16 protein-coding genes are annotated in these 15,164 nt (G+C 74.0%); 10 read left to right on the forward strand and 6 right to left on the reverse strand.

The features are described from left to right. Positions 1–250: 250 nt before the first annotated feature. A complete protein-coding gene (locus V6U79_RS01115) occupies positions 251–889 on the forward strand; it encodes a DUF6642 family protein (RefSeq protein ID WP_334613153.1) in 639 nt (212 codons plus the stop codon). Between the two features lie 34 nt (positions 890–923). Then, positions 924–1,388, forward strand: coding sequence for a PPOX class F420-dependent oxidoreductase (locus V6U79_RS01120; RefSeq protein WP_334613154.1), 465 nt, complete (start codon positions 924–926; stop codon positions 1,386–1,388). A gap of 16 nt (positions 1,389–1,404) precedes the next feature. Here V6U79_RS01120 and V6U79_RS01125 read toward each other — a convergent pair whose 3' ends face one another. Together V6U79_RS01125 and V6U79_RS01130 are read right to left on the reverse strand one after the other, a co-directional pair. Then, positions 1,405–2,046, reverse strand: a complete 642-nt coding sequence (locus V6U79_RS01125) for an NAD(P)-dependent oxidoreductase (RefSeq protein ID WP_334613155.1) — start codon at positions 2,044–2,046, stop codon at positions 1,405–1,407. A gap of 126 nt (positions 2,047–2,172) precedes the next feature. Continuing rightward, positions 2,173–3,405, reverse strand: coding sequence for a serine hydrolase domain-containing protein (locus V6U79_RS01130; protein ID WP_334613156.1), 1,233 nt, complete (start codon positions 3,403–3,405; stop codon positions 2,173–2,175). Between the two features lie 79 nt (positions 3,406–3,484). On the opposite strand from V6U79_RS01130, the gene V6U79_RS01135 reads away from it, so the two are divergent. From V6U79_RS01135 to V6U79_RS01150, 4 genes are all read left to right on the forward strand, one after another. Continuing rightward, a complete protein-coding gene (locus V6U79_RS01135; RefSeq protein ID WP_334613158.1) occupies positions 3,485–4,078 on the forward strand; it encodes a pentapeptide repeat-containing protein in 594 nt (197 codons plus the stop codon). Positions 4,079–4,335: 257 nt separating this feature from the next. Then, complete coding sequence (locus tag V6U79_RS01140) at positions 4,336–5,253, forward strand: hypothetical protein (RefSeq protein ID WP_334613159.1); 918 nt, start codon at positions 4,336–4,338, stop codon at positions 5,251–5,253. A gap of 76 nt (positions 5,254–5,329) precedes the next feature. Next, a complete protein-coding gene (locus tag V6U79_RS01145) occupies positions 5,330–5,767 on the forward strand; it encodes a nitroreductase family deazaflavin-dependent oxidoreductase (RefSeq protein WP_334519370.1) in 438 nt (145 codons plus the stop codon). A gap of 96 nt (positions 5,768–5,863) precedes the next feature. Beyond that, entirely contained in the window at positions 5,864–6,211 is a 348-nt protein-coding gene (locus tag V6U79_RS01150; protein ID WP_334519367.1) for a DUF1330 domain-containing protein, read from the forward strand. 106 nt (positions 6,212–6,317) lie between these two features. Here V6U79_RS01150 and dacB read toward each other — a convergent pair whose 3' ends face one another. Then, positions 6,318–7,901: a D-alanyl-D-alanine carboxypeptidase/D-alanyl-D-alanine endopeptidase gene (dacB, locus tag V6U79_RS01155; RefSeq protein WP_334613160.1), complete on the reverse strand. Its 1,584-nt coding sequence runs from the start codon at positions 7,899–7,901 to the stop codon at positions 6,318–6,320. A 371-nt stretch (positions 7,902–8,272) separates the two neighbouring features. On the opposite strand from dacB, the gene V6U79_RS01160 reads away from it, so the two are divergent. Then, positions 8,273–8,554, forward strand: coding sequence for an iron-sulfur cluster assembly accessory protein (locus V6U79_RS01160; protein WP_334519361.1), 282 nt, complete (start codon positions 8,273–8,275; stop codon positions 8,552–8,554). A 1-nt stretch (position 8,555) separates the two neighbouring features. Here the strand turns inward: V6U79_RS01160 and V6U79_RS01165 are convergent, their stop codons facing one another. Beyond that, positions 8,556–9,650, reverse strand: coding sequence for a beta family protein (locus V6U79_RS01165; protein WP_334613162.1), 1,095 nt, complete (start codon positions 9,648–9,650; stop codon positions 8,556–8,558). Between the two features lie 294 nt (positions 9,651–9,944). On the opposite strand from V6U79_RS01165, the gene V6U79_RS01170 reads away from it, so the two are divergent. The 3 genes from V6U79_RS01170 to V6U79_RS01180 all read left to right on the forward strand — a co-directional run bounded on the left by V6U79_RS01170 (position 9,945) and on the right by V6U79_RS01180 (position 12,847). Then, complete coding sequence (locus V6U79_RS01170; protein WP_334613164.1) at positions 9,945–10,352, forward strand: hypothetical protein; 408 nt, start codon at positions 9,945–9,947, stop codon at positions 10,350–10,352. A gap of 256 nt (positions 10,353–10,608) precedes the next feature. Continuing rightward, positions 10,609–11,001: a cupin domain-containing protein gene (locus V6U79_RS01175; RefSeq protein ID WP_334519353.1), complete on the forward strand. Its 393-nt coding sequence runs from the start codon at positions 10,609–10,611 to the stop codon at positions 10,999–11,001. A 58-nt stretch (positions 11,002–11,059) separates the two neighbouring features. Continuing rightward, complete coding sequence (locus V6U79_RS01180; RefSeq protein ID WP_334519350.1) at positions 11,060–12,847, forward strand: glycoside hydrolase family 15 protein; 1,788 nt, start codon at positions 11,060–11,062, stop codon at positions 12,845–12,847. Positions 12,848–12,886: 39 nt separating this feature from the next. Here the strand turns inward: V6U79_RS01180 and V6U79_RS01185 are convergent, their stop codons facing one another. Further along, positions 12,887–14,074 (reverse strand): threonine synthase, encoded by a 1,188-nt coding sequence (locus V6U79_RS01185; RefSeq protein ID WP_334519347.1) that lies wholly within the window; start codon positions 14,072–14,074, stop codon positions 12,887–12,889. A 14-nt stretch (positions 14,075–14,088) separates the two neighbouring features. Continuing rightward, entirely contained in the window at positions 14,089–15,126 is a 1,038-nt protein-coding gene (locus tag V6U79_RS01190; RefSeq protein ID WP_334519344.1) for a DNA polymerase ligase N-terminal domain-containing protein, read from the reverse strand. Positions 15,127–15,164: the final 38 nt, after the last annotated feature.

A 15,164-nucleotide genomic window follows, 5' to 3' on the forward strand; every position in this document is an offset into this window, starting at 1 on the left:
ACCCTGACAGTTCCCGGGCGGGTTGGTGGCGGTTAATGAGAATTGTCCTCACGATCGCGTGTCTCTGGGCGTTGGCCGTTAATTACGGTGAATTGCGACCTGGTCATTCGGCACGAGAGGGCACGGGGCGGAGCGCGACGGACGACGGGCGCGAAGTGACCCGAACCGCCTGAGGCGCCCACTGAGGGTGACGTCGGTTCGTGACCCGGGACCGGTAACGTCTGCGCCGGCGGGTGACGGGGAGGTGGACGTGGCGCGTGGCGTCTTCTGCGTTGAGGGGCAGTGGCATCGGGACCTCAACGAGCGCAGCTCCGTCCTGCCCACCCTCGAACTGCTGGAACGGGCGGGCCGGATCCGGTTCATCCACAAGGACGCCGCTGCCCGGGACGAGCTGTTCTACTTCGTCGACCGGTGGCTGCTCAAGCAGTACGCCGACTACCGGGTCGGGTTCTTCGCCATGCACGGCGAACCGAGCCGGCTCTGCCTCACCGACTGGGACTCCGTGGAGCTGGCGGACGTGGCCGAGCGGATGGCCGGCCGGTGCGAGGGGCGGCGGCTCTACTTCGGCAGCTGTTCGGTGCTGCGCGCCCCCGACGCCGCGCTGCGCGAGTTCCTCGACGTGACCGGGGCGGCGCTGATCTGCGGCTTCACCCGCGACGTGGACTGGGTCGAGTCGGCGGCCTTCGAGACGGTGCTGCTCGACGTGCTCGCCAACGGGCACCGGCACAACGCGGCCGAGCTGCGGATGGGCTCCGCGCACTGGGCGCCGCTCGCGGCGTACCTCGGGTTCCGGGTGATCTACGCCAACGGCCGGGCCTGGCGGCCGACGGCCCGCCACCGGGTCCCCGCCCAGGCCGCCCCCGGCCGGGTCGCCGGCCGTTCCCGCTGAGGCCCACCGGCTGACGGCCTGGTAGAACCGGGGGATGGCACGGACCATCGCGCGCAACACCCGGGTCGACCGGGACGCCCTGATCGATTTCATCCGCCCCCGGCACAGGGTCGTGCTGATGACCACCCGCTCCGACGGCCGCCCGCAGTCCTCCCCGGTCGCCTGCGGCGTCGACGCCGAGGGCCGACTGGTGATCTCCACCTACCCGGAGCGGGCCAAGGTGGTCAACATCCGCCGGGACCCGCGGGTCTCCGCCTGCGTGCTCTCCGACGACTGGGACGGCCCGTGGGTGCAGGTCGACGGCGTGGCCGAGGTGCTCGACCTGCCGGAGGCGGTGGAGCCGCTGGTCGAGTACTTCCGCAGCATCTCCGGCGAGCACCCGGACTGGGACGAGTACCGGCGGGCGATGGTGGCCCAGGGCAAGTCGCTGATCCGCATCACCGTCGAGTCCTGGGGCCCGATCGCCACCGGCGGTTTCCCGGCCCGGCTGGCCGACTGACCCGCCTCGCCGGGGGTCAGTACGCGGCGGTGAAGCGCATGTTCTCGAAGCGCGGGTTCTCGATCTCGTCGACGATCGCCACCGCCAGGTCCTCGTAGCTGAGCACCGCCCGGCCCTGATCGTCGGTGACCGGGTGGTCGGTGCCGGTGCGGTAGCGCCCGGTCCGCTCACCCGGGTGGAACTCCATCGGGGGCGGGGAGAGGTACGTCCAGGTCAGCCCGTCGGCCGAGGAGCGGTAGAGGGCCAGCGCGTCGGCCTGGCCGAGCGCCGCGTCCCGGTACCGCTCCGGGAAGTCCGGCTCCTCGAGGTAGGGGGTGCCACCCGGCGTGAGCAGGGTGGCCCCACCCCCGACGTGGATGATCCGGGGCGGGTTCGGCACGTCCCGCAGCACGGTGATCAGGTTCTCCGCCGCGTTCCGCCAGAGCGCCCGCTCGCCACCGCCGATGGTCACCACCATCACGTCCGCCTCCGGGGCCAGCTCGGCGACGCTCTGCGGGGAGGTCGCGTCCCCGGTCACCACCTTCACCCCGGGCGGCAGCCAGGTGACCGACTCGGGGCGGCGGACCGCCGCGGTGACCCGGTGCCCCCGATCGACCGCCTCGCCGACGATCCGCGAGCCCGCGGTGCCCCCGGCGCCGTACACCACGACGTTGCTCATGCCGGCACTCCGCCGCGCTCCGTGCCGCCATGAGGCAGCACCGCGCTGAGCCTGACGATTCGCTCGCTGCGCTCGCTCATGCCGTCCAGGCTATGGACCGGCCCCGCCGCCCGTCGGCGGAACGCCTCAGTCGATCAGCGCGGAGTAGACCAGCTGGCGCAGCTGCGAGCGCAGCGGGTAGGTGCTCGACGGCATCAGCTGGGTGAAGAGCAGCGCGGTGATCTCCTCCACCGGGTCCACCCAGAACGCGGTGCTGGCCAGGCCACCCCAGTAGTACTCGCCGACGCTGCTGGGCACCCGCGCCGGCACCGGGTCCTGCACCACCGCGAAGCCCAGGCCGAAGCCGATGCCGTCCAGCACCGTCTCGGCGAAGCCCTCCGGCTCGAACGAGGCCAGGTCACCCCCGCCCGGCAGGTGGTTGCGGGTCATGTAGCGCACGGTGCGCGGCGCGAGCAGTCGTACGCCGGCCAGCTCGCCGCCGCGCAGCAGCATCTGGGTGAACCGGTGGTAGTCGGCGGCGGTGGAGACCAGCCCACCCCCGCCGGAGAGGCAGTCGGGGCGGGTCAGCGCGAAGGCGCCGATCCGGTCGGCGCGGACCGCCTGGCCGGTGGCCGGGTGCGGGGTGTAGAGCGCGGCGAGCCGCTTGGCGTCATGCTCCTCGACCCACCAGCGGGTGTCGGTCATGCCCAGCGGGGCGAGGATCCGCTCGGTGAAGAAGCTGTCGAGGGTCTGCCCGGAGACCACCTCGACCAGCCGGCCCAGCACGTCGGTGGAGACGCCGTAGTTCCAGCCGGTGCCGGGCTGGAACATCAGGGGCAGCCGGGCCATCCCGGCGCAGGCGCCGGCGAGGTCCAGTCCGGGCGGCACGCCCAGGTCGTAGCCGGCGGCCCGGTAGAGGGCGTCGACCACGGAGGTCTGCGCGAAGCCGTAGGTCAGGCCGGAGGTGTGGGTGAGCAGGTGCCAGACCCGGATGGGCTCGACCGCCGGCACCGTGTACGGCTTGAGCGCGGAACCCTTGTCGAAGACCCGGACGTCGGCGAACTCCGTCAGCCAGCGGCTGATCGGGTCGTTCAGCTCGAAGCGCCCCTCCTCCCACAGCATCATCGCCGCGACGGAGGTGATCGGCTTGGTCATCGAGTAGATCCGCCAGAGCGTGTCCCGCTCCACCGGCGCGCCGGCCTCGACGTCGCGCATGCCGTAGGTGGAGGAGTGCGCGATCTCGCCGCGGCGGGTGACCACCACCTGCCAGCCGGCGAGGCGCCCGTCGTCGACGTAGCGTCCGAAGTGTTCGTCGATGCGCGCGAGCCGCGCGGGGTCGAAGCCGATCAGGTCCGGGTCGGTGCTGCGTGCCACGCTCACCCCGCCGAACCTACTAGCCGGTACTCCACCGGCGGAAGGGCGGACCGCCACCGTCGGTGGCCGCGAATAGTGTGGGGCGATGCCGGAGACCATCGAGGACACCACGTTCCGCCACGACGACTGGTACGCCGAGGAGCTGGCCGACCGGCACTTCGTCCGCTGCGCCTTCCAGCACGTCGACCTCACCGAGGCGGTGAGCCGGGGCGCGTCCTTCACGGAGTGCTCGTTCGGCAACGTGGCCTTCAACGCCTCCCGGCACGTCGACTCGGCCTTCACCCGGTGCGCGTTCCGGCGGTGCAATCTCTTCGAGGCTGAGTTCGTCGGCTGCAAGCTGGTGGGCAGCACCTTCGAGCAGTGCGACCTGCGTCCGCTGCGGGTGACCGGTGGGGACTGGTCCTTCGTCGCGCTGCCCGGCGCCGACCTGCGCGGGGTGAGCTTCAGCGGGGTGCGGATGCGGGAGGTGGAGCTGACCGGGGCCAACCTGACCGGCGCGACCGTGGCCGAGGTGGATCTCTCCGGCGCGCAGCTGGACGGGGTCCGGTTCACCGGGGCCGACCTGCGGGGCAGCGACCTGACCGCGCTGGACCCGACGACGGTCGAGCGCGCCGGGGCGGTGATCGACGCGGTGCAGGCGGTGGTGCTGGCCGGAGCGCTCGGCTTCGAGGTCCGCTGACCGGGCCCGCTGCGGGGCCCGGTTCCGCCGTCCATCCTGGCCACGCCGATCTTTTGCGAAGATGCTGCGGCGCTGCGGGTGATCTTCGATCACCGGCAGGAAAGTTTCCATTGCTACCACGAAGTAACAGTCTGGAAAAGCCCAGCGCCTCACATATGGCGCAGGACGCGCGGCGGATGAAAACGTGGGACGGGCTCGCGTCGCGACTCGTACCTGCCGGGCGGTCGGCGAACGTCGAGCAGGGGGAGCGGAGAAGAGTGACCCAGGACGAGCGGGGCCGGCCGGGCGGCCGGGCAGCCACCACCGGGGCGCCCGGGCCCGAGCAAACCCGCAGCGCCATGCGCCGGATCGCCCGTAGCCGGCGCCGCCGCCGCTCGGCGGTGGAGGGGCTGACCGCCGCCGCCTGTCTCGCCGCCCTGATCGCGTACCTCGGCACCGATTCCGGGCCCGAACCGCGCGAGGGCATGGTGCTGCCGGCCGGCGCGCCCACGGCCGCCGGACGACCCCCCGGTCCGGGCGAGCCCGCCGGGGCCGGCGTCGCCTCACCCGGGCTGCGGCCCCGGCAGCGGCCGCCGTCGCCCACGCCGACGCCGTCGACCCCCACGCCACCGTCTGCCAGCGCGCAGCCGGTCACGCCGGTGCTCACCGTCAGCCGGGCCGACGTGCCGCCCATGGTGGACCTGAGCACGGTCGGCGCCCGCGACTGGGTGCACTGGGGGCTCAGCGGTCCGGGCTCGCTGGTCCGCAAGCGGGGCGGCTCGGGGGAGATCCGGGACCAGGGTGGCCGGGGCGCGCGCGAGGGCTTCGACGCCAACCCCGAGTACGTCGGCTGGCGTGACGGCACGCCCACCACGGCGGTCGGCTCCACCGCGACCGGGGTCACCACCTGCGGCGACGGCAACGGCTTCGCCCTCTCGGTGGCCGGGAGCGGTGAGCTGCGCACCGTACACGTCTACGCCGGGCTGTGGATGGCCCGGAGCCGGCTGGACGTGCGCCTCTCCGGCGGCGGCCCGGCCCGGACGCTGCGGTTGGAGGATCCGCACACCAGCCACACCGTCCAGTTCGTCATCCGGTTCCGGGCGCCGAAGGGCACCCGCCTGCTCATCGACTGGACCGTCGAGCAGACCTTCGGCGGCTGCGGCAACGTCGGCCTCCAGGCCGCCGCGCTGCGCTGACCGGATCGTCGGGTGACCGGCCCGACGCCGGAGTAGCGTGGGCGCGACGGCGGCCACGAGCGGCAGGAGGCAGGCGATGTCGACCAGCGAGCAGGTGTTGGACAGTCCCCAGGCCTGGGTGGCCGACCACATCCGACGGTACGTCGAGACCGGCGGCGCCCAGGGGCACGAGTGGCGGCCGGGCGTCTTCACGCTGCTGCTGACCACCCGGGGGCGCAAGAGCGGCAAGCTGCGCCGCACCGCGCTGATCTACGGCCGCGACGGCGACGCCTACCTGCTGGTCGGCTCGCAGGGCGGCGCCCCGCAGCACCCGGCCTGGTACCTGAACCTGCTCGCCCACCCCGAGGTCGAGGTGCAGGTGGGCGCGGAGACCTTCACCGCCCGGGCGCGCACCGCCGGGCCGGAGGAAAAGCCGCGGATGTGGCGGACGATGTCCGACATCTGGCCGGCGTACGACGAGTACCAGACGAAGACCGACCGGGAGCTCCCGGTGGTGGTGCTGGAGCGGGTCTGACCGGGTGGGTGGGCGATGGACGCCGGCCGCTCCGATCCGGCAGACTTCTCCCCAGCGGCCCGGACCGCCGGGTCGAGGCGCCCACGGGGAGGACCGGTGCCCGCTTTCGCGCTCGCGCACCTGCGCACGCCACAGATCAACGACGACGTCCTGGAGTACATCGAGCGGATCCAGTCCACGCTGGATCCCTACCAGGGGCGGTTCCGGGTGCACGGGGCCGACGTGGAGGTCCTCGAGGGTGACTTCCCGGGCACCGTGGTGATCATCGAGTTCCCGGACGTGGAGCGGGCCCGCGCCTGGTACGCCTCCCCGGCGTACCGGGAGATCCTCCCGCTGCGCCTGCGGCACATCGAGGGCTCCGCGATCATCGTGCCGGGGGTCGGGCCGGACTACGACGCCGCCCGCACGGCGGCCCAGCTGCGCGCGGCGACCGCCGCCGGCTGACCGGTCACCCGACCGGCCGTCGCCGTGCTCGGCCCCCCCGACCAGCCGGCGGGCCGGCCGGACCACCGTCGGTGACGGGGCCCCGCGCGCGGGGCCCCGTCACCGGTCAGCAGACGATCGGCTTCACCCAGGAGCACTCCCGGCCCTCGGGCGTCCGCGGCGACTCCGGCGCCACCGGCGGCGCCACCCGCGCCGTGCTCACGTCCTTCTCCGTGTACGACGCCAGCGCGATGGCGATCTGGTCCTCCAGCCCCTTCACCGACGAGGCGAGATAGTTGTTGAGCACGACGGAGAAGGCCAGCACCCGGCCGTCGGCGTCGGTGACGTAGCCGGAGAGGCCGGAGACCCCGGTCAGGCTGCCCGTCTTGGCGCGCACGTTGTTCGCCGCCGGGGTGCCCCGCATCCGGCTGCGCAGCGTGCCGCCGACGAAGCGGTCGCTGTTGCCGGCGATCGGGAGGGCCGCGTACCAGGTGTCGAACCAGGGTTCGGCGCGGACCGCGGCGAGCAGGCCGACGAACTCGGCTGGCGGGATGAGGTTGCGCCGGGAGAGTCCGGAGCCGTCCCGCTGCCGCAGGGTGCCGGTGTCCATGCCGGTGTCGGCGACGTACTCGCTGATCGCGGTGAGCCCCGCCGGCCAGGTGCCGGAGCCGGAGATGACCCGGCCGATCTCCTTGGTCAGCACCTCGGCGTGGCCGTTGTTGGAGAGCTTCAGGAAGGGCACCATCAGCTCGGCGAGGGGCATCGAGTCGTGCCGGGCGACGCTCGCCGCGCTCTCCGGCGTGGCTCGGCCGAGCACCGTGCGCCCCAGCACCCGGACCCCGTGCCGGCGCAGCGCCGTACGGAAGATGTCGGCGGCGTAGCCGGTCGGCTCCCACACCGTCATCCAGTCGCTGGTGGGGGTGTCGTCGACGGCGATCCGGCCGGTGACCACCACCGTGTTGGTGCCGTGCTCCCGCTCGAACGAGATCGTCGTCTCGCCCTCGGCGACCGTCTCGGCGCGGTTGTCGATGCGGACGTACCCGTTGGGCGGGGTCATGGTGACCACCGGCGGCAGGCCGGCGGTGGCGGCCGGGGCGGCCCGCACGATGACGGTGCCGGCGTCGTAGTCGGTGTCCGGCGCGACGGTCAGCGCGGAGACCTGCGCGGCGTAGTAGTAGGACTCGTCGTCCCAGGTCCAGTCCGGCCCGAGCCGGGTGCGGTCGTACCGGGTGTCGTCGGCGACCAGGTTGCCGGTGACCACCCGTACGCCGTCGGCCGCCACCCGGGCGGCGAGCGCGTCGTAGTCGGCGGCGAGCATCGTCGGGTCGCCGCCCCCACGCAGGTAGAGGTTGCCGGAGACCAGGCCGGCGCGGCGGGTGCCGTCGGTGCTCACGTCGGTGGTGAACCGGTGCCCCGGACCGAGCAGTTCCAGCGCCGCGGTCGAGGTGAGCAGCTTGGTGTTGGAGGCGGGTACCAGCCGGCGGTCGCCGTTGCGGTCGTAGAGGGTCTCGCCGGTGCCGGTGTCCACCACGACCACCCCGGCCTGCGCGCCGGCGAGCCGGGCGTCGGCGAGGATCGCGTCGATCGTGGCGTGCAGCCGGGTGGCGGCCGGGGTCGGGGACTCGGCGGTGGCGGGAGGCGCGCCGGCGGCGGCCGCGGTGGCGCTGAGCACCACCAGCGCGAGCGTCCTGGTAAAGAGACGACGATGCATGTGCTGACGCTGCCACGGAGGTTTCCTCCAGGCAAGCCCTTGCGCCGAAGGTTTTTTACCTCGCCCCCGTGGGGGGCGCCTCCGGCCCGGCCCGGTGGCGCGGGCCGCGCCGGGCCGGCCTCCGCCCCCGGGCGTCGTCCATGCGCTCAGGGTAAGGACGGCCAGGTCGTTGAGGAGCGAAAACGTGAAGCAGTCCCGGGCGGCCGACAGATTCTGCTCTATTTGACGGGGGCCCGGAGAGCGGGCACCGTGGGTCGTGAGGGGCGCTGGGACGCGCCCCGGATCGCCGGGCGATGACCGATTCGCCGTCAGGTGCGCGCTTTCCGACCGTCGCGCGACGTCCCGATCCCGAGAGAACGAGAGGTTCCGCCATGCTGAAAATGACCGACAACGCCGTGCTCGTGATCCGCGATCTCGCCAACCAGCAGGACGTCGCCGAGGACGGCGGGCTGCGCATCGCCGCCGACGCGGAGGCCGGATCGCTCACCATCGAGCTGGTTCCCGAGCCGGTGCAGGGCGACCAGGTGGTCGACAACCAGGGCGCCCGGATCTTCCTCGACGCCGACGCCGCCGAACTGCTCAACGACACCTCCGTCGACGCGACCGTCGACGACGAGGGCGTGGTGCAGTTCGGCTTCACCGAGAAGGAGTGACTCAGCCGGCCCGCCGGCTCTCGCCGCCCCGGTGCGGCCGGCCGGAACGCCCGCCTTCGTCCTCGCCCCGCCACGGCCCGGGGCGCTGGTCCCCGGCCGGGCGGGTCAACGCCTCCAGCACGTGCGCCAGGTGGTGGGAGGTGCTCCACGCCGTCCAGTTCGACGGCGAACCGGCGCCGGCCCCCCGACGGGCCCGCCGCGACAGCTCGTGGTCGCCCCAGGAGAAGCCCGCCCCGACCGCCGGCCAGTGCGGGGCGGCCACCAGCGTCCGGCACAGGTCGGCGACCCGCTCGTCGCCCCGCCCGCCCCGCCGGGACCAGCGGTAGACCCACCAGGCGCCGTCGGTGGTGTAGCGGACGGTGGGCAGCCGGTCGGCCGGCCCGTCACCGCCGGCCAGCGCGGGGCCGACGCCGTAGTCGCCGTACCCGACGCCGAGCTCGGCGAGGCGCTGCCAGAGCAGCCAGTCCCACCGGTCCAGGCGCACCGGCTCGTCGACGGGGAGCCGGGACAGCGTCGGCGGCATCCCGCCGGACGCCACGGTCACCGACCGCCAGGAGTGCCGGCGGCCCCAGTCCACCAGCCGCCGCGCCCGTGGCCCGGCCACCCGCAGGTCGGCCGGGCAGCACACGTCCCCGGCGTCGATGAGCAGGTCGCACTGCTCCGGCACCAGCCGGGCGTAGCGCCAGATCCGTTCGACGGCGGCGGTGGTGGCGTCCGGGCCCGCGCGGTCCTGCCCGGCCCGCAACCGCACCACCGCGCCCCGGGCGTACGCCTGCGCCGCGACCCCGTGCGCGACCAGCCGCCGGTCGCTCTCGGCGAGGCCGATCACCGGCACCACCGGTACGCCCCAGCGGACCAGTTCGGTCTCCGGCGCGTCCGGCAAGGCGGAGACGTCGACGGCCGGCACCATCCCGGCCGGCAGCCGGCCGAGGAGGTCGAGCAGGCAGGCGTCGACGGTGGAACATTCGAGGACCGGAGCGAGCAGCCCAGCGGCGGCGCTGTCGACGTGGCCCAACGCCTCCAGCTCGCCCCGCCGGGCGACGAGGATGGGGCGGTAGACCGGTTCCGCCGTTCGGCCCCCGTGGGCGGGCACCATACTTCAATCTAGCCACGCATTCAGCATCGTGACAGGGACGAACGGCCGAAACGCGAAACCCGTTGTGCCGCAGGCGTGGGGATCGGCGGGTCGGTCGGTGCCCCGGCTCGCCACACCGGCGCTGGCCGAGGTGTTTCCGCAGGTCAGGAGCGTCATTTGTCGGCTAGCGGACAGCCGGTCGATTGGTTGCCGGCCCGTGGACGGCATAGTTTCGACAGGCAAGGGTCGACCATCGTCGATCATCCGCACCGCCTCATCGCTGCCCGGCCCACCGGCCAGCATCGGAGGAGCACCATGTCCAGCACCAGCTCGCGCCGGCGGCCGGGCACCCAGCCCGCCCCTGACAGGGACGACCTCAACCTGGCCGACGCTCAGCTATCCACCTGCCGGCCCGCCGGTCTGCCCAGCTCCGCCCGGGCGCTCTACGCCGTGGTCGACGCCAACGGGACCCTGGCCCGCGGGCTCGGGGCGACCTCCGCCACCCGGCTCGCCACCGGGATGTACCAGGTGATCTTCGACCAGGACGTCACCGCCGGCGGCTACCTCGGCACCATCGGCCTGGCCGGCAGCGCCGGGGTCGCGCCGAACGGCTGGCTCGCCGTGGTAGGGCGTACCGGCATCCCGAACGGGGTCTTCGTGAAGACGTACGCCGCCGACGGCAGCGCGGCCGACCGGCCCTTCCACCTGGCGGTGCTGGCCTGACCGGTGGCGGTGCGCGGCCCCGTACACGGGCGCACGGCGCCGCACGACCCTCGGGTCGTCCGTCGCCGCGCTCCGGCCGTCTCCCACCACCGCAGCCATCGGGCAGTACGCCAGCGGGGACCTGGCTCGACCGGCGTCCCGCGCCGGTCGTTGGCTCGATGCCCGCTGGGATGGGGGCCAAACCTGGCGCACGTGGGGAATTCCACCATCTGCGAGTCTCGGCGTGAGCCGGGCCCACGCCGGGTATGAGCGCGTCATGGAGCATTTCACGATCGCGACCGTCGCCCAGAAGAGCCCGGACTTCCGCCGGGTGCTGTGGACCGGCGAGAAGACCCAGCTGGTGATCATGACCATTCCGCCGGGCGGCGAGATCGGTGAGGAGGTCCACGAGGGGATCGACCAGATCCTGACCTTCGTCAGCGGCACCGGCGAGGCCCGGGTCGCGGGGGAGACGAAGGAGGTCGTCCAGGGCGACCTGGTGGTCGTACCGGCCGGGACGAAGCACAACTTCGTCAACACCGGGCCGAACCCGCTGGTCCTCTACACCGTCTACGGCCCGCCCGAGCACGCCGACCAGGTGGTGCACCGGACCAAGGAGGAGGCCGACGCCGCGGAGGCGGCCGGCGAGGACGAGCCGCCCACCTCCTGACGCTCGGGTCGCGGGCGAAGCCCGGCCTGAATCCACCCGCCCCGGGTACCCGGAGCGGGTGGAACAGCCGGCGATCTCCGACTACGGGTTCCTCTCCGACTGCCGCTCCGGCGCGCTCGTCGGCAGGGACGGCTCGATCGACTGGTGGTGCCCGGACCGCTTCGACTCGCCCTCGGTCTTCGGTCGGGTGGTCGACCCGGCCGCCGGGCACTGGCGCCTGGCGCCGCTGGCCCCGGCCCGGGTGGAGCGGGCGTACCGGCCGGACACGCTGGTGCTGCGCACCGTGCACCACACGCCGGAGGGGAGCGTCGCCGTCACCGACGCGCTCGCCGCCGAGCTGGGCGCCCGCGCCCACCAGCTGGGCATGAACTCGCCGGCGGTGCTGCTGCGGGTGGTCGAAGGGCTCAGCGGCCGGGTCCGGATGCGGCTGGACTTCGCGCCGCGACCCGAGTACGGCCTGCTCACCCCGTACCTGCACGAGCGGTCCGGCGGCGGGGTGCTGGCCGCCGCCGGACCGGTCGAGCTGACCCTGCGCGGCACCGGGCTGACCCTGCGGCCCGACGGCGGGAGCCGGGTCCGGCACGACTTCGAGGTGAGCGCCGGCCAGACCATCGGCTTCGACCTGGCCTACGGGGCGGTGCACGGGGAGCCGCCGGCGCGGCTGGACCCGGTGAGCGCGCTCGACGAGACGACACGGGCGTGGGAGGCGTACCGGGAGGCCCACCACTACGACGGCCGGTACGCCGAGCAGGTCCGGCACAGCGCCACCGTGCTCACCGGCCTGACGTACGCCCGCAGCGGCGCGGTCGCCGCCGCGCTGACCACCTCGCTGCCGGAGCGGTGCGGCGGCGACCGCAACTACGACTACCGCTACTCCTGGCTGCGCGACTTCGCGATGACGATGCGCGCGCTCTGGGTGGCCGCCTGCCCGGCCGAGGCCAACCGGCTCTTCGCCTGGGCGGCCCGGTCGATCGGCCGGATCGGTGACCCCCCGGTGCCGGTGCTCTTCGGGCTGGAGGGGGAGCGGGACATCTCCGAGCACGAGCTGGAGCACCTGCGCGGCTACGCCGGCAGCCCGCCGGTGCGCATCGGCAACGACGCGTGGCGGCAGCGCCAGCTCGACGTGCCCGGCGAGGTGCTCTCGGCGGTCTGGCGGCTGCACGAGTACCTGGGCGACACCTTCGAGGAGGAGTTGCGGGAGATGGTGGTCGGGCTGGCCGAGCAGGTCGCCACCACCTGGCGGCTACCGGACCGGGGGATGTGGGAGATCCGGGACGCCGAGCGGCACCACCTGTCGTCCAAGGTGCACTGCTGGTTGGCGCTGGCCCGGGCGGTCGAGCTCGCGCCCCGGCTGGGCGGCCGGGCCGACCCGCGCCGGTGGGCGGCGATCCGCGACGAGATCCGGGCGACCGTGCTGCGGGAGAGCTGGAACGAGCGGATCGGCGCGTACACCGGGGCGTTCGGGTCGGCGGAGCTGGACGCCTCGGCGCTCCTGCTACCGGTGGTGGGCTTCCTGCCGGCCACCGACCCCCGGATGCGCTCCACCATCGAGGCGGTGGAGCGGGAGCTGGGCACCGCCGACGGGCTGGTGCGGCGCTGGAACACCGACCCGGCCGGCTTCGTGCTCTGCTCGTTCTGGCTGGTGGAGTGCCTGGTCATGGCGGGGGAGTCGGAGCGGGCCACCCGGCTGTTCGAGCAGGTGCTGGGGCACGCCAACGACGTCGGCCTCTTCGCCGAGCAGGTGGACCTGGCCACCGGCGGGCAGCTGGGGAACACCCCACAGGCGCTCTCCCACATCGGACTGATCAACGCGGCGTGGCGGCTCACCGACCCGGCGGCCTTCTGAGGGCCGCGCCGACCGCACGGTCGCGGAGGTGCCGGCGGGTCAGAGCACGGGTACCCCGGAGACGTCCACCGTCTCCGGGTACTTCAGCCCCGCTCCGGTGTTCAACACCACCACCCGCTCACCGGCCCGGATCCAGCCGCCGGCCCGCAGGTGCCGGGCGGCGGTCAGGCAGGCCGCCCCCTCCGGGCAGAGCAGCAGGCCCTCCCGGGCGGCGAAGTCCCGCAGGTCGGTCAGGATCTCCGCGTCGTCCACGGCCAGCGCCGTCCCGCTGCTCTCCCGCAGCGCCGACAGGATCAGCTCGTCGCCGAGCGGGGCCGGCACGGTGATGCCGAAGGCGATGGTGTGCGCGTCCGCCCACGGCCGCGCCCGCTCCTCGCCGGCGGCGAACGCCCGCACGATCGGGGCGCAGCCGGTGGACTGCACCGCCACCAGCCGGGGCAGCTTGTCCCCGATCCAGCCCAGCTCCCGCAGCTCGTGCATCGCCTTGTGGATGCCGATCAGCCCCACCCCACCACCGGTCGGGTAGATGATCACGTCGGGCACCAGCCAGCCGAGCTGCTCGGCGATCTCGTACCCCATGGTCTTCTTGCCCTCCAGCCGGTACGGCTCGCGCAACGTGCCGGCGTCGAAGACCGTGCCGCCGGAGCCGGCGACCAGCTCCGCCACCCACGTGCCGGCGTCGCTGATCAACCCGTCCACCAGGCGCAGGTCCGCCCCGGCGGCGAGGCACTCCCGGCGGCAGATGCTCGGCGCGTCCAGCGGCATGACGATGGTCGCGCCCAGGCCGGCCCGGGCCGCGTACGTCGCCCAGGCCGCGCCCGCGTTGCCGTTGGTGGGCATGGCGATCCGCTCGACGCCCAGCTCCCGGGCCCGGCTCACGCCGACCGCCGCGCCGCGCGCCTTGAACGACCCGGTCGGGGTCAACCCCTCGTCCTTGACCAGCAGGTCCGGGATGCCGATCTCGTGGCCGTACGCCGGGGCGCGCAGCAGCGGCGTCCAGCCCTCGCCCAACGTGGTGACGTGCCGCTCGTCGGCCACCGGCAGCACCTCCCGGTAGCGCCACAGGTCGGCCGGGCGCAGGCCGAACCGCTCCGGGGTCACCGCCTTCGCCACCGCCGCCAGGTCGTAGCGGGCCAGCAGCGGCGACCCGCACCCGCAGAGGTTGGCCGGCTCGCCGGCGTCGTGTTCCCGTCCGCAGCGTGGGCACTCCAGGTGGGTCAGGTACACGATGCTCCTCGCCGTCAGGTCGCGTCGATGCTCAGCCAGCGCCGGCTGCGTCGACCCGGCTCGTAGACCGAGTCCAGCCGCTTCGCCACCACCCCGGGCAGCCCCTGCCCCCGGGCGGCTTCCAGCGCCTCGGCTCCGGTGCCGGGGAACCACGGCGGAGTCTGCCAGTGCGGGCCGGTCGGCGCCAGACCGTCGAGCAGCTCGCGGCGCTGCGCGTACGGCACGTCGACGCTGCTTACGCCCTCCAGCCAGAGCAGGTCGACGAGGAGGAACTGGGCGTCCGGGGCGGCCCGGCCGCCGCGCGCCGGGCGCACCCGGCCGGCCCGGTCGATCCGGACCAGCACGCCGTCGAGCACCGCCTCGACGGGCGCGAGGGTCTCGGCCAGCTCCCGCAGCCACGGGTACGCCCCGGTGATCTCCCCGCCGTCGGCGTCCAGCAGCCGCAGCCGGCCGCCGGAGACGTACGCCATCGCCCGGACCCCGTCCCAGCGCAGCTCGTATCCCCAGGCGGCCTGGTCCCGGGGCAGCTTCGCCGCGGGGGTGGGGCGCATCGGCGCGAGGAGCTCCGGCATGCTGGTCCAGCCGGGCGGCGGCGGGTCGGTGCGGCGGACCATCCAGTCCCGGCCGCCGGTGGCGAAGAGCACGTACCGGCCCCGGGTCCGCTCCCCGGCCAGCACCACGACCACCTCGTCGTCCTGCCACTTCTCGCACTGGTAGGTGCCCCGGTCGTGGATGGTCATCCGGCCGCCGCCGTACTCGCCGGCGGGGATCTCGCCGTGGAAGTCGAGGTACTCCATCGGGTGGTCCTCGGTGTGCACGGCGAGGTGGTTGCGTCCGCTGTCCCGGGGCAGTCCACGCGGCACCGCCCAGGAGGCGAGCACTCCCTCGTGCTCCAGCCGCAGGTCCCAGTGCAGGCTCCGGGCGTGGTGCTGCTGGATGACGAACCGGGCCTGCCCGGCCTTCCTCGGCCGGCGCGGGGGCCGCGGCGGCACCGGCTCCGGGGTGCGGGCCGCGTCCCGCTTGCGCCGGTACTCCTCCAACGGGTCCGTCACACCCGCATTCTCCGGCAATCCGCCCCGACCCGCCGGTT

The organism is Micromonospora psammae, assembly GCF_036902725.1.
Classification (GTDB): domain Bacteria; phylum Actinomycetota; class Actinomycetes; order Mycobacteriales; family Micromonosporaceae; genus Micromonospora.